The 20,323-nt window shown below is 68.8% G+C and carries 22 protein-coding genes and 1 tRNA gene; 6 read left to right on the forward strand and 17 right to left on the reverse strand.

The annotated features are described in order from the left end of the window. Positions 1-131 precede the first annotated feature (131 nt). The 3 genes from ACFYZR_RS30700 to ACFYZR_RS30710 form a co-directional block, all read right to left on the reverse strand. The gene (locus ACFYZR_RS30700; RefSeq protein ID WP_391916320.1) at positions 132-1,235 is read right to left on the reverse strand and encodes a YeiH family protein; all 1,104 of its coding nucleotides are present in this window, start codon (positions 1,233-1,235) and stop codon (positions 132-134) included. Further along, positions 1,235-1,843, reverse strand: a complete 609-nt coding sequence (locus ACFYZR_RS30705; RefSeq protein ID WP_391916323.1) for a cysteine dioxygenase — start codon at positions 1,841-1,843, stop codon at positions 1,235-1,237. Before ACFYZR_RS30705 ends, ACFYZR_RS30700 begins: the two co-directional genes overlap by 1 nt. A 100-nt stretch (positions 1,844-1,943) precedes the next feature. Then, entirely contained in the window at positions 1,944-2,849 is a 906-nt protein-coding gene (locus ACFYZR_RS30710) for a LysR family transcriptional regulator (protein WP_391916326.1), read from the reverse strand. A gap of 88 nt (positions 2,850-2,937) precedes the next feature. Between ACFYZR_RS30710 and ACFYZR_RS30715 the strand changes: the two genes are divergently transcribed. Then, positions 2,938-3,801: an alpha/beta fold hydrolase gene (locus ACFYZR_RS30715; RefSeq protein WP_391916329.1), complete on the forward strand. Its 864-nt coding sequence runs from the start codon at positions 2,938-2,940 to the stop codon at positions 3,799-3,801. A gap of 136 nt (positions 3,802-3,937) precedes the next feature. Then, positions 3,938-4,009, forward strand: a tRNA-Cys gene (locus ACFYZR_RS30720). Positions 4,010-4,068: 59 nt separating this feature from the next. Here the strand turns inward: ACFYZR_RS30720 and ACFYZR_RS30725 are convergent. From ACFYZR_RS30725 to ACFYZR_RS30745, 5 genes are all read right to left on the reverse strand, one after another. Further along, the gene (locus ACFYZR_RS30725) at positions 4,069-5,379 is read right to left on the reverse strand and encodes a DUF1266 domain-containing protein (protein WP_391916332.1); all 1,311 of its coding nucleotides are present in this window, start codon (positions 5,377-5,379) and stop codon (positions 4,069-4,071) included. Positions 5,380-5,430: 51 nt separating this feature from the next. Beyond that, the gene (locus tag ACFYZR_RS30730; RefSeq protein ID WP_391916334.1) at positions 5,431-5,775 is read right to left on the reverse strand and encodes a hypothetical protein; all 345 of its coding nucleotides are present in this window, start codon (positions 5,773-5,775) and stop codon (positions 5,431-5,433) included. Positions 5,776-5,917: 142 nt separating this feature from the next. After that, positions 5,918-6,673, reverse strand: coding sequence for a rhomboid family intramembrane serine protease (locus ACFYZR_RS30735; protein ID WP_391916337.1), 756 nt, complete (start codon positions 6,671-6,673; stop codon positions 5,918-5,920). Positions 6,674-6,842: 169 nt separating this feature from the next. Further along, positions 6,843-7,136 carry a DUF6255 family natural product biosynthesis protein gene (locus ACFYZR_RS30740; RefSeq protein ID WP_391916340.1) on the reverse strand — a complete coding sequence of 98 codons (294 nt, stop codon included), beginning with the start codon at positions 7,134-7,136 and terminating at the stop codon, positions 6,843-6,845. Then, positions 7,123-7,494, reverse strand: a complete 372-nt coding sequence (locus ACFYZR_RS30745; RefSeq protein WP_391916343.1) for an ATP-binding protein — start codon at positions 7,492-7,494, stop codon at positions 7,123-7,125. Before ACFYZR_RS30745 ends, ACFYZR_RS30740 begins: the two co-directional genes overlap by 14 nt. A gap of 393 nt (positions 7,495-7,887) precedes the next feature. On the opposite strand from ACFYZR_RS30745, the gene ACFYZR_RS30750 reads away from it, so the two are divergent. After that, positions 7,888-8,742, forward strand: a complete 855-nt coding sequence (locus tag ACFYZR_RS30750) for a helix-turn-helix domain-containing protein (RefSeq protein ID WP_391916346.1) — start codon at positions 7,888-7,890, stop codon at positions 8,740-8,742. Next, entirely contained in the window at positions 8,726-8,953 is a 228-nt protein-coding gene (locus ACFYZR_RS30755; protein WP_391916349.1) for a DUF397 domain-containing protein, read from the forward strand. The genes ACFYZR_RS30750 and ACFYZR_RS30755 overlap by 17 nt, the downstream gene beginning before the upstream one ends. A 12-nt stretch (positions 8,954-8,965) precedes the next feature. Here the strand turns inward: ACFYZR_RS30755 and ACFYZR_RS30760 are convergent, their stop codons facing one another. Together ACFYZR_RS30760 and ACFYZR_RS30765 are read right to left on the reverse strand one after the other, a co-directional pair. Continuing rightward, positions 8,966-9,595, reverse strand: coding sequence for a hypothetical protein (locus ACFYZR_RS30760; protein ID WP_391916352.1), 630 nt, complete (start codon positions 9,593-9,595; stop codon positions 8,966-8,968). Between the two features lie 499 nt (positions 9,596-10,094). After that, the gene (locus ACFYZR_RS30765) at positions 10,095-10,487 is read right to left on the reverse strand and encodes a hypothetical protein (RefSeq protein WP_391916354.1); all 393 of its coding nucleotides are present in this window, start codon (positions 10,485-10,487) and stop codon (positions 10,095-10,097) included. Between the two features lie 85 nt (positions 10,488-10,572). On the opposite strand from ACFYZR_RS30765, the gene ACFYZR_RS30770 reads away from it, so the two are divergent. Beyond that, positions 10,573-10,935, forward strand: a complete 363-nt coding sequence (locus ACFYZR_RS30770; RefSeq protein WP_391916508.1) for a cupin domain-containing protein — start codon at positions 10,573-10,575, stop codon at positions 10,933-10,935. On the opposite strand, the gene ACFYZR_RS30775 is transcribed toward ACFYZR_RS30770, so the two are convergent. The 5 genes from ACFYZR_RS30775 to ACFYZR_RS30795 all read right to left on the reverse strand — a co-directional run bounded on the left by ACFYZR_RS30775 (position 10,932) and on the right by ACFYZR_RS30795 (position 15,729). After that, on the reverse strand, positions 10,932-11,483 hold the full coding sequence (locus ACFYZR_RS30775) for a hypothetical protein (protein WP_391916356.1): 552 nt from the start codon (positions 11,481-11,483) through the stop codon (positions 10,932-10,934). The genes ACFYZR_RS30770 and ACFYZR_RS30775 overlap by 4 nt on opposite strands. Before the next feature lie 182 nt (positions 11,484-11,665). Then, positions 11,666-12,205: a hypothetical protein gene (locus ACFYZR_RS30780; RefSeq protein ID WP_391916358.1), complete on the reverse strand. Its 540-nt coding sequence runs from the start codon at positions 12,203-12,205 to the stop codon at positions 11,666-11,668. Positions 12,206-12,242: 37 nt separating this feature from the next. Further along, complete coding sequence (locus ACFYZR_RS30785; protein WP_391916361.1) at positions 12,243-14,057, reverse strand: alpha/beta hydrolase; 1,815 nt, start codon at positions 14,055-14,057, stop codon at positions 12,243-12,245. Next, entirely contained in the window at positions 14,054-14,467 is a 414-nt protein-coding gene (locus ACFYZR_RS30790) for a hypothetical protein (RefSeq protein WP_391916363.1), read from the reverse strand. Before ACFYZR_RS30790 ends, ACFYZR_RS30785 begins: the two co-directional genes overlap by 4 nt. 62 nt (positions 14,468-14,529) lie before the next feature. After that, on the reverse strand, positions 14,530-15,729 hold the full coding sequence (locus tag ACFYZR_RS30795) for a S8 family serine peptidase (RefSeq protein ID WP_391916366.1): 1,200 nt from the start codon (positions 15,727-15,729) through the stop codon (positions 14,530-14,532). A gap of 1,227 nt (positions 15,730-16,956) precedes the next feature. Here ACFYZR_RS30795 and ACFYZR_RS30800 point away from each other — a divergent pair. Next, positions 16,957-17,100, forward strand: coding sequence for a hypothetical protein (locus tag ACFYZR_RS30800; protein WP_391916368.1), 144 nt, complete (start codon positions 16,957-16,959; stop codon positions 17,098-17,100). A gap of 310 nt (positions 17,101-17,410) precedes the next feature. Here ACFYZR_RS30800 and ACFYZR_RS30805 read toward each other — a convergent pair whose 3' ends face one another. Next, positions 17,411-17,878, reverse strand: coding sequence for a hypothetical protein (locus ACFYZR_RS30805; RefSeq protein ID WP_391916370.1), 468 nt, complete (start codon positions 17,876-17,878; stop codon positions 17,411-17,413). Positions 17,879-17,955: 77 nt separating this feature from the next. Next, a complete protein-coding gene (locus ACFYZR_RS30810) occupies positions 17,956-20,319 on the reverse strand; it encodes a xanthine dehydrogenase family protein molybdopterin-binding subunit (RefSeq protein ID WP_391916511.1) in 2,364 nt (787 codons plus the stop codon). Positions 20,320-20,323: the final 4 nt, after the last annotated feature.

Consider the following 20,323-nt stretch of genomic DNA (forward strand, 5'->3'; position numbering starts at 1 on the left):
CAAAAAAATAACACCCGGCGCGCCGGGCCCCTCAAAAAAATCCCCCGGGGGGGGGGGGGGGGCCGGCGGGGGCCCCCCCGGGGGGGGGGGGCCCCGCCCCCGCCCCCCCCCCCCACCCCTCACCGCACTCCTCACATCGTGAGGAGCACACCCCCGTACGACACCCCCGCGACGACCACCCACGAGCACAGCCCCAGCGCCGCGACCCGTCCGCCCGTCCGTACGAGCGAGGGCAGGTGCACCGCGCTGCCCAGCCCGAAGAGGGCGGCGGCGAGCAGCAGCTCCTGGGTGTGCGCCGCCGCGTCCAGCGCGCCGCCGGGCAGCCACCCGGTGGTGCGGAGGGCCACCGTGGCGAGGAAGCCGAGGACGAAGAGGGGAACGAGCGCGGGCCGCTTGCCCGTGGCGCCGGTGGCACCCGTGGCCCCGGTGGCACCGGTCACGGAGGCCTGTCGGCGCTGCCGTACGGACACCGCCACCGCCGCGACCAGCGGCGCCAGCAGCGCCACCCGCATCAGCTTGACCAGCACGGCCTCGCCGAGGGCGGCGGGCCCGGCGGTCTGCGCGGTCGCCACCACCTGCCCGACGTCGTGGACGCTCGCGCCCACCCACCGTCCGAACTCCGCGTCGCCGAGCCCCAGCGGATGGTGCAGCAGCGGCAGTACGGCGATGGCGAGCGTGCCGCACAGCGTCACCAGCGCCACGGACGTCGCGACGTCCTCCTCGTCGCTGCCCGACACCTCACTGACCGCGCCGATCGCGGAGGCCCCGCAGATGGAGTAGCCGGTGGCGATCAGCAGCGGCTGGTCGCCGCGCAGCCCGAGCCGGCGGCCGAGCCACAGCGTCCCGAAGAAGGTCGCGGCGACCACCGCGGCCACCATCGCGACGGTGGCCCAGCCCAGCCCGAGCACGTCGTCGAGGCTCAGCTTGAGCCCCAGCAGCACGATGCCGACGCGCATCAGCCGCTTCCCGGCCAGCGTCAGCCCCGGCTTGCCGGCGCCCCGCACCCGGGCCCGTACGCCGGGCAGATGGGCGGCGGCGATGCCGAGGACGACGGCGGCGGTGAGCATGGGAACGGCGGGGACGAGCCGGTGGGTGCCCCAGGCGAGGGCCACGCCGACGGCGGCCATGGCCAGCCCGGGCAGCTTTCCGCGTACGGGCCCGAGGACGGACCGTACGGGCGCGCCCGACGCGGTGGGGGCCGTGGGGGCGGAGGTCCGGGAGTCGACGACCGCCATCAGAACTCGTCGGCGGGCAGGTCGTACACGCGCCGCACGCTGGAGCCGAGCCGGGAGACGTCGGCGCCGTAGACGTGGAGGGAGATGGCGACGGTCGAACAGGCGTTGCGCACCCGGTGGATGTCGCCGGGCGGCGCGAAGCCGCAGACGTCGCCCTGCCGGTTGACCACGTCCTCGGTGGCGATCAGGCGCGCGGTCGGGACGTCGGGGACGAGGCGGTAGCGGCGCTCGCTCTCGGTGCCCTGGTGGACGCCGGTGACGCACCAGGAGACGTGGTCGTGGATGGCGGTCCGCTGTCCGGGCATCCAGACGAGCGCGACGACGGAGAAGCTGCCGTCGGCCTCGGCGTGGAGGATGTGCTGGCGGTAGCGGTCGGGGTCGCCCTCGCACTGGGCGGGGGTGAGCAGGTCCGGGGCGCCGAGGTGGGCCGCGAGGCGCTCGCCGACGAGGTAGGCCGTCGCGTCGGGCGCCAGACCGCGACCGACGGTCTCACGGATCTCGTCGACGAGCCGGCCGAGGCGCGCGGTCGTCGCTGTCGCTGTCGTCGTCGCTGTCGTCGTCGTTGTCGCCGTCGCCGCTGTCGTCGGGGGTGCGGTGGGGGTGGTCATGGGTGCAGCGTCGGGGCGCCCGATCCATCACGTCCAACGACAGTTCTTTACGCGACCGCCAACACCCGCTTATGGGTACATGGACACCCGGAACGGGAACTCAGCACCCGACCCGCCGCGCCGCGACGGCCTTGAGCTCGTCGAGGACGAGCGCCGTGGCCGGAATGCGCAGGTGCTCGCGGAGGACGTAGGCGGAGACCTGCCGCCGGCAGGCCGGGTCGAGGGCCCGTCCGGTGATCTTGTCGTGCCGGAGGAAGGACAACACCAGCCCCGGCATCATCGCCACCCCCAGCCCCTCGGCGACGAGCGACTGCACGACGAGGTTGTCGTCCGTTGTGAACGCGATGTCCGGAGCGAAGCCCTGCTCGGCGCACTCGTGGAGGAAATTGGTGCGGCAGCGCAGACAGCCGGCGATCCAGCGCTCCTCCGCCAGGTCGGCGAGTTTGACGGCACGGCGGCGGGCCAGCGGGTGGCCTATCGGCAGCAGCACCGTCAGCTGGTCCTCGAACAGCGGTATCTCGACGAGCTCGTCGGGGACCTGTTCGTGCAGGCCGGGGTAGGTGAAGGCGAGGGTGATGTCGCACTCGCCGCGCACCAGCCGGCGCAGCGAGTCCGGTGGCTCGCCCTCCTGGAGCTCGACCCGCACCCCCGGGTGGTCGGCCGCCAGCCGGGCCAGCGCCTCGGGTATGAGGGTGGCCCCCGCGCTGGGGAAGGCGCACACCCGTACCCGCCCGGCGCGCAGCCGGGTCAGGGAGCTCATTTGCCGTTGCGCAGCGGTCAGGCTGTCGAGGATGACCTCCGCGTGCCGCGCGAGGGCCTCACCCGCCTCGGTCAGCCGCATCCTCCGCCCGACCCGGGTGAACAGCGGCGTGCCGACGGCGCGTTCGAGGGCCTTCATCTGCTGGGTGATCGCAGGCTGCGTATACCCCAGGGCCCGGGCGGCGGCCGTGTAGGACCCCGCGGTGACGACCGCGTGGAAGGTCTTGATGTGCCGGGAGTCGAACACGCCGGAATCATAAGCGGAATTTGGGATAGGGGGGTGGGGAGGGGTGGCTTACTTCTGGATCAATCAACATTTCCGGCATGGTGGACTTATGCATCGTTACACCTCATACGACTCGGTGGAGCTGGCCTACCGGGTCCTCGGCGAGGGCGCCGGCCCACCCGTCGTCTGTCTGGCCGGCGGCCCCGGCCGCGACGCCGCGTACCTCGGCGACCTCGGCGGGCTGGACGCCCACCACACCCTCGTCCTCCCCGACGGCCGCGGTACGGGCGCCTCCCCGCCCTCCCCCGACGTGGCCGGCTACGCCTTCCCCGCCCTCGCCGAGGACGTCGAGGCGCTCCGCGTCCACCTGGGCCTGGAACGCTTCGCCCTCCTCGCCCACGACGCCGCCTGCGCCACGGCCCAGGCCTACGCCGCCGCGCACGGGGAGCACCTGACCCACCTCGTGCTGGTCGCCCCCGGCTCCCGCCTCCAGGGCGAACTCCCCACGGACGCCGAGGAGATCTTCGAGTCCCGCAGCACCGAGGACTGGTGGGTCGACGCCTACGTGGCCGTCCACTCCCTGCGCGACGCCGACGACCTCGTCGAGGTCCGCTCCCTCCTCCGCCGCGCCGCCCCCATGGCCTACGGCCGCTGGGACGCCGCACAACGCGCCCACGCCGCCACCGAGCCGACCCAGCTCAACCCCGTCCCCCGCGCCGCGTTCTGGCAGGGCGTCGACGAACCCCTGCGCCTGGCCCTCCTCCACGGCCTGCGCGAGGTCCACTGCCCGGCGCTGGTCGTGACGGGCGACCTGGACGCCGTCACGGGCATGCGCGCGGGCGAACTCGTCGCCGCCTCCTTCCCCCGCGGCGTGGTGCGGCCGCTGCACGGGGTGGGGCACTACCCGTGGGTCGACGAGCCGGAGATGTTCCGTCCGCTGGTGGAGGAGTTCCTGCGGGGAGTGAGCGCGTGAGGGCGTTCGGGCACTCGTGGTGCGCGGGCGTGACTGGCGCATGTCCGCCATATGACAGTGGCCTCCGCACCATTGAAGCGGGGCCGGGGTGAACGTAAGGTCGTAGCCGTCGGGGAGGCGCGCAACGCTCCCACCCGGCCGTGTGCCCGAGTGGCTTAGGGGCTCGCCTGCAAAGCGAGTTACGCTGGTTCGATTCCAGTCACGGCCTCTGGTTCAGCGGTTCCAGCGATTTCAGTGGCTCCAGCGGTTTCAGTGGCTCCAGCGGTTTCAGCGGTTTTGCGCCCAGGGAATGTTCAGCCAGGGGCTGGCCGGGTCGGTGGTGAGCACGCGGTGCGCGGCGAGCGCGTCCTCGTACCACCTGCCGAACTTCTCCTCGTCGAAGTGGAGGCAGCGCCCGAGGACGTAGCCGGCGGAGAACTCCTCCCACGAACCGTACGCGGCCTTGGCCGCGATCCCGGCGCGCAGCACCGCCTCCTCGGCCTCGTGCAGGGTGCAGTACCGCGCGGCCAGCCCCCAGCGGGCCATCCCGGCGGCGCGCCCGTAGTCCCATGCCGCCGCCGTCCGCACGTACGCGCCCTCCGCGAGCAGACCGTCCGCGCGGAAGCGGGCCTCGTAGCGCGCGATCCGCCCGATCAGCTGGTGGATCTCCGCGATGTACCCCTCGACCTCCTCCTCGGGAAGGGCCTCGCCCCGTGTGACGCCTTCGAGGGTGATCCGGGTCTCCCCCGCCTGCTCGGCCCTGCGCCGCAGGACGCGCTCGGCCGCCCGGCGCCAGTGCTCGACGTCGACGAGTCCGGGGAAGTCCATCGCCATGGCACGGCGGACGCCGAGGGCGAACTCCCACGGGCCGTCGACCATGTCGGCGTCCAGCAGCCTTTCCTGGACTCTGCGCCAGCCCTCCCGGTCGGTGAAACCCCACTCCTGCTCGAGCCGGTCCTTCGCGTGGAAGTAGCCGCCCCAGTGGTAGGCCATGGCATTCCACAGCTCACCGTTGTCGACGAAGAGCAGGGCGGTGAGGGCCAGACCCTGAGCGAGTGGGCCGTGCAGCGGGCCGCCGACGGTCAGGGCACGCAGTTGACCACGCCGGTCCGGGCAGCCGCAGGTGGACGTACGGACGCGCTCGGCGTGCCATTGCCAGATCTCCCGGCCCGCCGGGTTCGCCGGGATGGCGGCCTCGCAGGGGCTGCCGGGGTTCACCACCAGGAACGGCGGGTCGCCGGGTTCCCACACGCGGGCGTACCAGCCCAGGGAGTATCCGCAGAAGACGGGGTCCTCGACGGGCGCGGGCAGCATCCCCTCGGTGAAGACCGCGAGGCAGGGGGTGCCGGTCTGCGGGTTCCAGTAGGGGGCGAAGGGGACGGTACGGGTCTCGGCGTCGGCGTTCGCCCGGGGGACGGCGAGGAAGAGCCTCGTCTCGGCCAGCACATGGAAGTACGCGTCCCAGTCGCCGCGCACCCGCGCCTCGTACAGCTTCTGCTCGACGTCGCTCGGCGCCTGCCACGGCGCGACGGCCGCCCGCGGCGCCCAGCCCCCGGGTCGTTGCCCTGCTGCCGCGCCTGTCGTGTTCCACAACCCCATGGCCACGACCCTATCGAGCACTGTTCGGGCACCGTTCGAGCGACTCCGGGGTCACCCAGCGATAGCGGACACCACGGCCCAGGCGGCGACCAGCATCCCCATAGCGACGGCGTAGGCCCCCTTACCCCTGCCGCCCTGGGCCGTCAGCCCGTACGTACCGAGCACTCCGGCGACGGGCGCGGTGACCATCGGTATATAGGCGACGGCGTTCTGCCCGGCGGCGGTGCAGATGGCGCGGGTGTCCCCGTCGAAGCAGCCGTCGCTGGCCATGACGTTGAGGGGGAGGAGAAGGAACGTGAACGCCGCGAAGACCCACAGCACGACCCCGCCGAGGTACTTCAGCACGAGGGTGGTGGGGTCGCTGCCGGGGTCGATGTCCGTAGTGTTCGTTGCCATGCGGCCGACGCTATGCGGGGCGCGGTGGCGGGCGTATCCGTCGGCGTACTCAGCCGGGGAGCGCGCTCGTACGGACGTACTCAGACACTGCGTGACTGCGTCAGCGTGGACCACGCTCAGCGGATGTGCGGGGCTACGGCCGCTACAGCAACCCGAGGTCGTCGAGCTCCTTGTACAACGCGGAACGGGGCCCGTCGACGCCCTTCGCCACGGCCGTGGATCCCGCCGCCTTCGACTCCTGCGACATCTTCGACTCCTGCGACGTCTTCGGCTTCTGTGCCGTCTTCGACTGCTGCGCCGTCTTCGCCCGCCGGTCGCGGAAGACCCAGGCGCCGACGACGCCGCCGATGAGACCCCCGAGGTGCCCCAGCCAGCTCACGCCCGGCGTACCGGGCAGGACGCCGGTGAAGATGTAGGCGAAGGACGCCGCCATGACCACGCCGACGAGGCTGTCGATCAGGTGCCGGTCGAAGAAGCCGCGCACCACCACGTACCCGAAGTACCCGAAGACCAGCCCGCTGGCCCCGGCCGTCCCGGCGCCGGGGCTCTCGAAGAACCAGATCATCAGCCCGCTGACGACGGCGACCAGCAGCGTCAGCCCGAAGAACCGCGCCACCCCGCGATACGCGGCGAGGAAACCGAACACGAACAGCGGCCCGGAGTTGGCCTCGATGTGCGCCCAGCTCCAGTGCAGCAACGGCGCGGCGAGGATGTCGGGCAGCCGCCCGGGCTCGCCGGAGATCACCGAGTAGCCCTTGGACAGCCCGTAGTCCCCGGCCCAGTTCGCCAGCTGCACCGCCCAGACGACGGCCAGGAACGCGAACATCACGAAGAACGCCTTGCGCGCCTCGGCGACCATCTGCTCGGCGCTGACCGGCGCCGCCGTCCCGCTGCTCATCACACTCAACCCATTACCCATGACGCATGACCCATGACCCATTCGCAGGAGCCGCCCCATCCCTACGACGGTTCCGCGCCCCCATGTCGTGCGTACCCTACGAAACGATGACGCACCCGGCACAACGGGGAGCACCCGGCCCGGCAGGCGCCGGAGCCGGGTGCTGCGATCACCTCGCGACTGACGCGACCGGCTCGGGTATGGCACACGGCGCCCCCTGCGGGAGCTCCAGGGCAACGCGACGCCGCAGGCTCCACCACCTCCCCCGGCTCAGCAGTTCGGCCACGCACCGGGCCGCCGCGCGGTCGGCGGCACTCCGGTCGCGCGGGGCGGGTACGACGGCCTGCGGCAGACCGGGCGGCCGCAGGCCCCCGTAATCGGTGAACCGCCGCACTCCACACGTCCGGCAGCGCCGCCCGACACCGCAACGAACCTCCCCCACCCCCGCCTCACAGCCCGGCATAACGCTCCGCCGCCTCTCGCGGGAGTACGGTCCACAGCCTGCAGCCGGCGAGAGGGCTCTCCGCCGCCGCGAGCCCGACGAGTCCGCCGCACTCGCCGACCACGGATTCGAGCATGGCCAGCGCCTCCCGCCGGTACGCCCGGCACGCCTTGCCGGCCTCGACGGCGTGCTCCTGGTGCTCGTCGAACACGGTCAGCCGCAGCACGCCGAAGCGCCAGCGGACGGCGAGGCTGACCTCACGCCCCGGGGTGAACGTATAGGCGTTCCCGAGGAGTTCGGACGCGACCAGGGCCCCGAGCTCGGCGAGCCCGTCGAGGCCGTGCTCGGTCAGCAGGCGCTGAACGACGGTGCGGGCCATGCCGAGACAGTAGGAACCTCCGGGGAGACCGAGGGAGTAGTTGAGATTCGCGCGGGTGGGAGGGAGCGGGGGCGCGGCCGGACGGGATTCGGGCAGGCAGGAGCGATGAGGAGTACTCATGCGCGGACTCCAAGCACGTTCGAATGGTGGGGAGTTCTGATCGCTCACGCGCGGACGACGACCGGTGGCCCGCCTCCCTGGGCGCGAGCACACCTCACCCCAGGGAGGGCGGGCATGCTCACGCGGTGCTCTTCCGGCGCCACGGCGTGTGAGTCGAGCGATACCGACGGTAGCGCATCCGCGCTTACGTTGCGCCACCTATGGAAAACAGTTCTCCAGATGGATCGTGCTGCCCTCCGGAGGGCAGACTGTGGCCCTACGGAGAGAGGTGACATGCCACCAAGAAGCGATCCCACCGTCCGTCAACGCCGACTCGGCATCGAGCTCCGCAAGCTCCGCGAGGCAGCGGGCCTCTCAACGCAGGAGGCCGGAGCGCTCCTTGGCGTCAACCGCACCCGAATCCCGAACATCGAGTCCGGCCGGTTCGGTATCAGCCCGGACCGGGCCCGCACTCTCGCGAGCCACTACGGCTGCGTAGACGGCCAGTTGATCGACGCCCTGGCCGCCATGGCCAAGGAGCGCAACAACCAGTGGTGGGAGTCGTATCGGACGCTACTCCCGCCATCGTTCATGGACGTGGCCGAGCTGGAGCACCATGCTGTCGCGATGCGGATGCTCGTCATGATGCACATCCCCGGCCTTCTCCAGACCGCCGAACATACACGCGCGCTCTTCCAGAGCTCCCTCGTCTCCCTACCCCCGGACGACGTCGAACGACGCGCCGTCCACCGCATGCGGCGCCAGGAGATCCTCACCCTCCGAAAGGACCCGCCGAAATTCACGGCGATCATTCACGAGGCGGCTCTGCACATCCAGTTCGGCGGCCCGAGGGTCACTCGCAACCAGTTGAACCACCTCCTCCACATGAGCGAGCGGGACAACATCACCATCCGAGTCATCCCCTTCGAAGTCGGCGGCTTCGCCGGCCCGGGCCAACCGATCCTCTACGCCGACGGGCCAGTCCCCCAGCTGGATACCGTTCAGCTCGACAGCTTTCACGGCTCGACCTTCATCGATTCCCGCTCAGACCTTGCGGACTACCAGGCACTGCTCGACAGGATGGAGGCACTTGGCCTTCCCGAGGACCAGACACGCGACTTCATCCACAGCATTGCCCAACGAATCTGAACACGAGGACAAGATGAGCGAGATCTGCTGGCAGGAACCCTTATGCGGCGGCAACGGCGGCAACACCTGTCTCCAGATAGGCCACACGGCCACCGGCACCCCCGTCCTCCGCGAGACGACGCACCCCACCGAGCTGATCACCACCACCCACCAGGGCCTCAGCAACCTGATCGAGGCGGCGAAGCGCGGCGAGTTGGACCACCTGCTGTAGACGCTCGTGAGGTCAGCGGGTGCCCTGGTCCCCCAGCACTCGCATCTCGCCACGTATGCGCGAGGTCTTCATCGCCAGTTCGTCGAGGTCTACGGGTCCGCCGTTGAGGACCGAGACGGTGGCCACGGTGCTGCGGTCACTCCAACCGCAGACGGATATCGAACCGGACTGCCCGGAACGGGTGTAGGCATACACCTCGCAGGACAGGGGCTCCTGGGCACCGGGTGGTGTGAACTCTCTGGCGGGCGTGGTGACCGTAACACCTTCGTTTTCGTTCATGCCCCGGAACGTGCTGTCCAGTGCGCGCTGCGGGTCGTCGATCTCTCCGTAGGACCCGGCGGCCATGAGCGTTTGCTGCCCCTCGCCCGAAGTGGCGGTGTACTGACCTCCCACCGTCTTCATATTGTGCTCGTTCCTGCCGTTCCTCTCGTCCGCGAGGCTGTCGTCCATGGTCTGACTGAGGTCCTTGACCAGGGTGTACTGGCCGTCCAAGAGGGTTCGCGGCACAGAGAGCCGATAACGCTCGGATTCCTTGCCACCATCGCGACCGGACGCAGGAGAAGACGCTTGGTGCCGGTGGTCCTGGCCGTAGGAGGTTATGTACGACAGGACCCCTCCGAGGGCAGGCAAGCCCAGCACCACGCCGGCGACTATCCCGACGATCGCCCCGGGGCCGAGCCGTCGAGGAGCGGGTGCCACAGGCTGCGCAGGCGCTCCCCATGCTCCAGGCTGCGCGTACGGCGTGCCGTAGTACGGCTGTTGTGGTCCGTGCGACTGCGGTGCCGAGTACGGCTGCACCGCTGGAGGCTGGGGCGGCTGAGGTGGCGGCGTCGTCATGGAATGGGATTCCTCTCGGAGGGCGGGGGGTGAAGATCGCTCACGCAGTCTCGACGAGGACCTTATGACGACAGGCCGAAGAGGACATGAGTCCGGATACTCAGATCGGAAGTGATCGTTCACCCACGGTCCAACGGTCATCACCGCCGAGTCCGCCCGAAGCCACCACGTGGGGGCCATGAGCCGGGCAGGGGACCGGAGGCCCGAACCCGACGGTGACGGAGACCTCGAACTCGACTTCGTGCACCCGACTTCCGGCCTCAAGACGCGCTTACAGATCGGCGTCCGCCTGGCGGGCACGCACCTACTGCTCCTCGAACTCATCGCGGCCGATCTCCTGACCCACCAGCTCCGGGTCGAAGCGGTCGACGATCGGCGGATTGAACGGCCAGTCGTCGGGCCCGCTCCTGACGGCACTCCCGTCCTCGGCGAGCTCCACTTGCCGGGTCCGGCGCCCATCGGCCCCGATCTCCATCAGATAGACGGCCAAGTCTTCATCGCTATCCTCGCCGTCCCAGCGCCGCCGCAGGTAAACGACCTCCCTGCCGGCAAGGGCGCCGAGCCCGGGAAGCCCACGCTGAGCGTCACGCTTGGCACGCAGACCGTCCAGCCCGAGCGGCATGCGGGGCGCGTCGATTTCGACTTCCTCCAGTTCATTGGCCTCGCGCCAAGCCACCGTCTCAAGGTCGGCAGCCATCACCCACCCGCCCCGCGCCGCTCGCCGCCACCCTCTCCCCATGGCATCGTCGAAACGGCAGATCAGCAGCCGAGGGGAGCACGCCATGGCCGGCCTCGTACGCAAGAGCTTCACTTCGCCAGAAGAAATCCGCCCTTTCCAGGGGGACAAAGGGCGAATGGAGCTGGTGGAACTGGGCGGCGGCTCGGTGGGCCGGGCAACGTTCGAACCGGGCTGGCGCTGGTCCGAACACGTCAAGCCGATCGTGGGAACCGACAGCTGCCAGGCCGCCCACGCGGCCTATGTCATCTCGGGCCGCATGAAGGTCGTCATGGACGACGGCGAAGAGGCGGAATTCGGCCCGGGCGACTGCATGATCTGCCCACCGGGCCACGACGCCTGGGTCCTCGGCGACGCCCCCTGCGTCATGATCGACTGGCAGGGCGCCACGAACTACGCCAAGGGCTAAGGGGCCACGCCAAGACTCCGTCGCATGACGCGACGCATCTCGTTGAGCTGATCCCAGGCCCCGTTGATCTGAGTACGAGCCTGCTCCAGAGACTCGTCCTCTTGCCGCGGCGGTATCCCGCCGTCGAGGCGCTTGAGGACCCCGTACAACCGACTGAGCCCGAGGTTGACTTCGTGGGCGATGGTCAGCACGTCGTCCGGTACACGCATCTGCGCCTCCGAGTGCCGCGCGCGATGCTCGCGCCGCGCGTCATCCAGGCGCGACCGCAGCTCATCGGTGGCACAGCCGGCTTGGAGTGAGTACCAGAAGTTGTTCAACTCGGAGTGGTAGTCGAGGGAGGCGGTGTTCAGCATGACGTAGCAGGCCCGAAGAGCTTCGGCAGCCGCGCTCTCCGCCTCGTACCGCCGTTCGTCCACACGCTGCCGTTCCGCGTGCTCCAGTTCCTTGGCTTTGGCCTTCTCCGCGAGCCGCTGCGTCATGAGCCCCGACACGAGCGTGCCCAGGATGCCCAGGAACGCGATCACCACAGGAATCACCGAACCGTTCACCCACTCCCCCGACCCCGCGAATCACGCTGAAGCGAGCCACATGCGCGGCAGCGGCCAGAAGCGCCCCGATTCACCGATGCCCGGCGCCCACCGCTGATGTGTGCGGCACGTCCCACATCCACCACTTCTCGGTGCACTGGCGAAGTGCTGCCCAAAAAATCTGCTCCCAGGGTCCGGAAGGTTCAGTATTGATCTACAACCTTTCCGTCAGGTACGCGAAAACACGCCGACACAACGGTTACCAGGATTCCGGATTCTTTACTCGCCTTCGGGCTGTCGTACTGGGCGGATCTCCTCTTGTCCATGAAGGTAATATTGACGGAGAATTTTGACTTGGCTGAATCTGCCACCAACTCTAGATTCTGCGCCAGGCTCTTGTCTCGCCCATAGCTGACAAGCTTCCATCCCCGCTTTGGAAGCGCCTCTTTCAGCTGCTCCATCGAACGCTCCATATCCTCTTCAGGAACGCCCCAGACAGACCACGGATGATGAATCTTGTACAGATGACGGGAGTCCTCTTCGCAGCGCAAAACCCCGGGCCAAGTAGCACTCGTCTGACCTTTTAGCCCTATGGCATCAAAAATCTCGCTGGAGAGCGCCTTGGCTTCCTGTCGCGCCATATCGACATCTTTGACATCCGCAGATCTGTCCACTTTTTTGGAATTATCCATCATTCCACACCCTGAAGCGAAAAGCAAAGCGGCCGAGAGCACAGCGATCACACTGTGGAACCTGATTCCCCTCTTGGCCTGGATACCTTTAGTCACGCGTCACCGAGCCGTAATTACCGGTCACCACAGCCGCTTGATTCTGAAGGCTGATGGAGTTCTTTTCCCAGTAACCCCCGTGATCCTCGGAGTCGGTCTGCATAATATTCGCTCCGAAGTCACGGTCGGAAGGGACGTTTTGAGTTATTCGCCTGGCTTCCGGATCTGGAATATATGGCGAAATATCACTGTCACCACCCAGCCCCACTATCTTCCCTCCGATGGGAACCTTGTCGTTGAGCAAAGAAGCAGCTTCGGACCACACATGCCCCTTAGGAGCATCCAATTGGCTGGCATGGCCGACGAGCATCCCCGGACTAGCCACCGCGATAATATCGTCAGCCCCCAGCCCATCCTTAATGGAAGCAGCTCCCACCGCAGTTGTCCCGTAGCTGTGGCCAATAACAGTGGTATGGCTCGCGTCGGGGCCGCCCTGGGCCGTTTGAACACCATCCAGAAACTGGCTCAAGATCGGCGCCGCCCTATGTGCGTACGACTTTGACGCCGCCTCGGGAACGAGGTCGCCATTGTGGGTGGGATAAGCACTCTGAGGAGCACTGTAACCGATCCACGTAATGGTCGAGACCGACGGATCGCCCGGCATTGCCTTACTGGCTGCCCAAAGTCTTGCCATCCGGTCAATATCCCCGGCCGCGCCGCTCAATCGAGCTGTGGTACCGGGAACATAGACAGCCGTATGGTCGGCGGTATCGGGATTTCCATTGGCGACTATGGCACGCCCAAGACCCTTGGAATCAAAACCCAACAGGTAAGCATCGGGAAGCCCATTTTCCCCTACCTGATCAAGCCTGTCCTGAACTGCCTTCATGCCGGATATTTGTTCCTTGAGGGCCTTCTTCTTGGTTTCCCATTCCTCCCATGGGCCACCCCCTTGAATAGGGAGACCGGTTATCGGGTTGTATCGCCGAGCGTACTTGCCCGGCGGGTTCTCCTCAAGCTCCTTCAGATCCTCTTGGGCCTTAAGATGAGCTTCGGCCAGCACAATTCGATTCGCTTCGTCACGGACGGGCGAAGGCAAACCGTCCAATCGGCCGATGCTTTCCGGGTAAAGCACCGAGTACTCATCTCGCTCCGCCTGGGACAGGCTCCTCCACCACTCGGCGTTCTGCTTGGGTGACTTGCCCTTGGGAATCTTCGAACCGGAGAAGTGCTTGCCTGTAGCAGCGCGCAGTTCCTTGATGTCTTGGACGACATCCGACCAGTCGGTCTTCTCCAGACTCGGGTCGGCCTGGAGCTTGGACAGAACCCTGGCGTAGCGGCCATCGATTTCGGCCGCTTCCTTGAGGGCATCGCCGATGCGATTGGCGATGTCCTGGGCCCTGGCCTGGTTCGGGTCCGGAGTGCTGTCGGGCTTCAGCAGGGACGGCATGGCCCCTGGTGCAGCCGGCACGGGAAGCAGTGGGGACGGCGTCGACGGGCTCTTGGGAAACTCGACGGAGCCGTCGGGCTTGACCGTGAACTTCAGGGCCTGAGCGTCTTCGAGCGCCTGCTTGAGCTTGCGTTGGGGAACTACAAGCTCTTCGGCCAGGCCCGTGAGTGCCGTGCGTACCATGCCGCACTCGGCATGGATGTACTGGTAGTTCTTGCTGAGCCGCCCCAGATTGTTCCTGACCTCATCAGCTGCAGCGCCCTGCTGGGTAGCCCCCAGTCTGGCGACCATGTCGTGGTCTACACGGCCTCGTGCCGCGCTGGCGCGGTTACTGACCGCGCTCCAGCCCTCCGCCGCCTTGGTGAACTTGGAAGTGTCCAGGTTCTTCAGCTCATCGATGGTGACCACCGCGGTCACCGGCCCTTTGAGTAGTCGTCGATTTTCGAGCTGCTGCGGACGGCCTCGAATGAGGCTTTCACGGCGGCTTCGTTCTCGCCGAAGCTGGCACCGGCCTTCTTCAGATTGCCGCTGAGCCTCTGACACTCGCTGCGGACCGCGCCAAGGCGCGTCTCCCAAGTGCCGAGGATCGCGCTCAGCGCTGCCGCACTCGCGAAGCCGGTGGTGCCGGCCTTCATCCCGTCGTGCGCATGGCCGAGGTCGCCGAGCGCGGTGCCCATGTCCTGATGCAACTCATCCGCGACGCCTCCGGCGGTGATCCACGGCGTGACACTCGCTTTGTGGGTGCCGCTGCCTCCGCCGCTGGGTGCGGCGGAGGCCAGGAGTATTCGCGATTCCGCGGCTGGCTGCTGAAGTTGGGCGTCCGTCATCGTGAATCCTGGAGGGGGGAAGGGGAAGAGGGGTGAGGAGGCTCTTGCCATGCCGGTGTCGGTTACTTGGGGAATGCCCTGCGTCGACGAGTGAAGAGGACAGACGCCCCCGCAACGAGGATCACCGTTGTCGCTACGCCTACGGCCAGTACGTTGCGCTGGGAGAACAAACCATCGCTGTCCTTCTCGGGCTCCGCCGCTTGCCGGTGCACTGAGTCCCCACCACCGCCCGTTGCGCCGGGGGCCGGTGGCTTCGCCGCTGCGAGCTCGGGGAGGGGGCTGACATCGGCGGGGCCGGGGTCGCCGGGGTTCTGGAGGGCGATGCGGGGGCGGACGACGCCGTAGCCGATGGAGTCGCTGCGCTTCTCGCCGCTCTTGGGGCCACCGGCGGTATTAATCAGGACACGGAGGACCTGGTTGGCGGTCCAGTCGGGGTGAGCGGACCAGAGGAGGGCGGCAGAGGCGGAGGTCAGGGCGGTGGCGTCGCTGGTGCCATCACCTGCGCACAGGCCGCTGGTACCGTCCGTACATGGCGCCACCATGTCTGCGCCTGGGGCTGCAAGGGCCACTTGAGGCCCTCTTTGGGACCAGGGAACCGCTTTGATCTGACGATCGACCGCAGCCACGCCGACGACCCCTCTCGTCGCTGCGGGATACTGCACAGGGTTGCCCTTGTCACCCGTGTTCCCTACTCCTGCGAAGACCAGCTTCCCCTTGGACAGCGCATAGTTGATGGCATCGACCTCACCTGAAAACTGCTCAGGACCTGCCATGGAGATGTTGATGACTTTAGCTTCCGAGTCGGCGGCGTACCGGATCGCAGACGTAATCGCAGCTTCCTGCTCCTTGAAATTCTGCACCCCACCGACACGAAGCGGCAGAATCTTCGCACCAGGGGCCAGCCCGAAGGCCCCTTCTCCCTTGCCTGTCCCTGCGATGAACAAGGCCATCCGTGTGCCGTGACCATCGGTATCGGCGCCCGGATCCCCGCTTCGCCCCGAAAAGTCCTTCCCGGTGAGAACCTGCCCCCGCAAGTCCGATCGTGTCGCGTCGACCCCGCTGTCAATGACAGCCACGGTTACGTCGGCTCCAGTACTGGTCGACCACATCTCATCGGCATGCATCGCGTCCAGGTACCACTGCTGAGAGCGAATCGTGTCTGCTTCAGTCGGCAGAGCAGATGCAGCAAGAGCACAGAGCGCAGCAATAATGCACACAGCAGCTCTTCGCGTACCAGACCCAAAGCCCTCGCCGCGACGCATGTCCGTCCTCCTGTCCCTTCCGTGAATCAGTCAATGACTGGTGGGACAATCCGTCGATTGCCCTGTGACCAGGTCTCTTCTTCTTCGACCAGGTAATCAGGACGCCGGCCGCCTTGTGCACGCCTCTCTGTGGCACCCCCAATGGGGCTGGTCCCGGGGAAGCCGTAGCTTCGGCTCCCCTGGGTCGACGGATTACCATCCATCGCGGGGCGACTGCGGACCAAGCCCGTTCCACCAGAGGTGAATTCTCCAGCCGAGCCGGGACGCCGTGCGGAACCGCCCCCGACGACCCCACCAGGCTCCGTGGCCAAACGCCGGCCGATTGCCACACCCGATCCACGGCCGGCCGACCCGGCCGGGCCACCGAAAGCTGGTCCGGCGCCCATGGGCATTCGTCCCTGGGCCTGTCCCTGGCCCTCCCCGCCGATGACAGTGCCACGTGATGTCTGACCACCGGGAAGCTCCTGGCCAGGAGAGACAGACCGTCCACCGACAATGCCGGGTTCGGAAACACGAGGTACTGCCGTGCCAGGTCGCACCACGCCCACTCCTTGTCCAGTCGGCGCGACCGGGCGCATCGAGGGGGATACCCGACCTCCAACAGGTTGCCCCACGCTGGTTGCCACAGGCGGTGGAACCACACCCGGCGAAGACGGCGAACCACCAGCCGTACGACCTACAGCATGGGCGTCAGTCTCTCCCCTGGGCGTGGCGGGCGGGGAGGTGGGTACCGGAGTGACACTGTCGACCACCGTGCCCGTGCGCTCAGTCGGCAGGACGACACCACGGTGTTCGGGAGCCAGGCCAACCCTCGCCGTACCAGGGCTCACACCAGACAAAGCTGCATCACGGCGCTCCCCCCTTAGAGCAGGGGTAGCCACCGCACTCGTCGTCGAACCAGATGAAGCCCTACCTCCGCCGCCCTGCCGCCCATAGCCTTGCCCGCCGCCAGACGGACCAGCCGACGGGAGGTGACGAGTACGCTCCACGCCGTCGCTGGGCGGCGGCACGAATTCCTGCGGCATCGGCCGAAACGTAGGCCGCTCCCCCGTAGAAATCTGGTGTGCCGACCACGCATAGGACTGCGCCAGCCTCCGCATCAGCTGTGCCGCCTCTGCGCGATCGGCATCCAGCTGCCGCTGTGCCGCGTACGCCTGGGCCTGCGACGGGCCCGAAGCGGGGCCGGACGACAAGCCGCTGCCCTGGTTCGACACCGTCGGCGGGGCGATGGCACCCACCTGGCCCGGGTTGGCGCTGCGGAAGGATGCCAGGACGGTCTTCGACTCCGTCGAGACCTCCGGCATCGACGATTTGACCAGGGACAGGGTCTGCGCCGCCTCGATCATCCATGAGCCCGTGCGGTGGCTGTAGTCGCCCAGGCGGAGCGTCGCGTTGGCCATGTCGGCGCCCCATTCGCGGAAGGCGTCGCCGCCCTGGCCCTCCCAGTCGACCTTGGGCATTTCGGCTTTCAGGTCCTCGCCGAGCTTTTTGATGGCGACGGCCGCGACCATGAGCTTGGCGCCCAGGTTCTCGGTGCCCGACGGGTCCGCCTGCTCGATCATGGCGCGCAGTTGCTCGTGCGACATCGACTCGAAGTCCGATGTCGTGAACAAGCCGCTGCTCGGCTGCCGGATCAGAGGGGACGGGGTGGTCGAAGGGGGCGGGTTCATCGGCGTGGTCATCAGATCTGTCCTTCGTCGCTGCCGCCCTGCGGTCGGGGCGCCGGGGCTGTCCGCTTCGCGTTCGGGTCGTGGCCCGGCTCGTACAGCTCTCTCGTCCGGGCCTGGATCGCCCACATGCGGTCGCGGAGGTCCGCGTCGACGTTCGCGTAGCCGACCTTGGCCGCGTGGACCGCCGTGCCCAGGGCCTCGATCTGGTCGCTCAGGAGCTGGGACAGCGCCTTGAGTTGCGCGTGGACCCCGTTGTACGCGCTGTAGAGGGACTCGACCTCCGCGAAGCCCACGCCCAATTGCGCGGGCACCAGGTGATTGTCCGCTATGCGGTGCGGGGAGGCCTCCGTACCCTGGAGGTAGGTCAGGAGGGCGTCGACCCTGCCCTTGAAGGATTCGAGAGACTGCAGTTCCGCCCGCAGTCCCGATGCCCCGCCCACGCCCACACCCGCGCCCACGGTCTTCGCCCCGCCCCTCATGTCAGCCTGTCAGTTGTCTTGCGTGCAAGAGCCACAAGACTACTGACAGATACCGACATTCACCTGAGTACGCCTACTCAGGAAGCCACCGCCGCCGTCTGCGGCCTGATCGGCAGGCGGTTGACCGGCCGGCCCGTGGCCGCCCGCACCGCGCCCGCCACCGCCGCCGGGGAGGTGACGACCGGGGCCGCGCTGATCGCCTTCGCGCCGAAGGGGGCGACTACGTCCCGCTCCTCCACCAGCTTGACGATGTGGACTTCCGGCGCGTCCAGGGCCGTCGGGAGGGCGTACGACATCAGGTCGGGGCGGCGGACCTGGCCGGCGTTGGTGCGGAGGTTCTCCGACAGCGCGGCGCCCAGGCCCTGGATGACGCCCGCTTCGAGGCGGGCCCTCGCCTGGGCCGGGTTCAGGACGCGGCCCACGTCCTGGGCCAGGGCCAGTTCGACGACCCGTACCGAGCCCAGCTCGACGTCCACGTCCACCACGGCCCGTACCGCGCAGAAGGCCATGCCGACGAAGGCGTCGCCCTGGCCGGAGTCGTCCAGGGGCTCCGTCGGGTGGGGGCGGCACTGGGCCGTGGCCCAGAGTTCCTTGCCGTCGAGGGCCTCGGCCACCGTGGTGCTCAGGACGCCGTCGTACGACGTGATCTTGCCGTCGGCGATCGTCAGCAGCTCCGTCGACATGCCGAACTGGTGGGCCAGGGGCTGGAGGAGCTGCGTGCGGACCATTCTCGCCGCGCGCTCCACCGCGCCGCCCGAGACCCAGGTGTGGCGGCCGTGCGCGGCCGGGCCGCAGGGCGGCTGGTCGGTGTCGACCGGGGCGACGTGGACCTCCTCGATGCCCAGGACGTCCTGGACGATCTGCCGCGCCAGCGTCGCGAAGCCCTGGCCGGTCTCCACGGCGGCGCAGATGACCGTGGCCACCGAGCCGGAGACCTTCACCGTGGCCGTGGACACCTCGTCGGCGCCCTCCGCGCCCAGCATGTGGACCATGCCCACGCCGTAGCCGACGCCCCGGCGCACCGCGCCCGGGTCACCCGCGCCGTCGGGGCCGCCGGGCAGGAGCCAGTCGTCCTCGTTGCCGTCCGGGTCGTCCTTCGGCAACCCCGGCAGCGGGTAGTCGCGGACCGCTCGCAGGAGTTCGGCCACCGGGGCCGGGCAGGTGACGGTCTGGCCCGTGGGCAGGACGTCGCCCGTGGCCATCACATTGCGCATCCGCAGTTCCGCCGGGTCCAGGCCGAGCTGCGCCGCGAGCTTGTCCATCTGGCCCTCGTACGCGGCGCACACCTGCATGGCGCCCTCGCCGCGGACGTGCCCGGAGGGCGGGTTGTTGGTGCGGACGACCCAGCCCTCCACGAAGGCGTGCGGGACGACGTACGGGCCGCAGGCGAAGGCCACTGCCGCCGCCAGCGCGTCCGAGGAGGAGTCGGCGTAGGCGCCGCCGTCCATCAGGATCTGGGCCTCGACCTTGACCAGCTTGCCCTCGGCGTCCGCGTGGTGGCGGTAGCGCAGCAGGGTGGGGTGGCGGTGCGGGTGGCCGAGGAAGGACTCCTCGCGCGTCGCCACCAGTTTCACCGGGTGGCCCGTGCGCAGGGCGAGCAGTCCCAGGGCGAGCTGGACGCCCGGGTCCTCGCGGTCGCCCATGGCGCCGGGGACTCCCGTGACGACGACCTTGACGCGGTCCTGCTCCAGGCCGAGGCAGGCGGCGACGAGGTCGCGGTCGGCGTGCGGGTCGGTGGAGGCGGTGTAGATCTCGACGCCGCCGTCGGGGCGCGGCACGGCCAGCGCGGCCTCGGCGCCGATGGGGGCGGGGTCCTGGCGGCCGATCCGGTACAGGCCCTCGACGACGACCTCGCCTGTCGCCTCGGGGTCGCCGAAGCGCAGCGGGATGTGCCGGACCAGATTGCCGTCGGGGTGCAGCGGCTCGGCGGCGAACGCCTGCTCGGGGTCGGTGACCGGGTCGAGCGGCTCGTACTCCACCACGATGGCCGCGGCGGCGAGGCGCGCCGTGTCCGGGTGGTCGGCGGCGACGGCGGCGATCGGCTCGCCGTGGTGCCGGACCAGGTCGGATGCGAAGACGGGCCGGTCGGCGACGCCCCGGCCGTACACGGTCTCGCCCGGCACGTCGGCGTGGGTGACGACGGCCCGGACGCCCGGCATCGTCGCGGCCGCCGAGGTGTCGATCGAGACGATACGGGCGTGGGGGTGCGGCGAGCGCAGCACGGCCGCCCACAGCAGGCCCTCGGCCCACAGGTCCGCCGCGTAGGGGAACGTGCCCTGGGCCTTGGCCTCCGCGTCGACGGAGGGCAGGGAGACGCCGATGCCGAGGAGGGGCCCCTCGGGAGTGGCGGGCGGTACGGCGGTGGCGGTGATGACGGACGCCGGGATGTCGCCCGCGCCCGTGCCGCCCGCCATTCCGCCCGTACCGGTCATCCCGCCCATTCCC

Origin of the sequence: Streptomyces sp. NPDC001678 (assembly GCF_042892945.1) — a bacterium.
Taxonomy (GTDB): domain Bacteria; phylum Actinomycetota; class Actinomycetes; order Streptomycetales; family Streptomycetaceae; genus Streptomyces.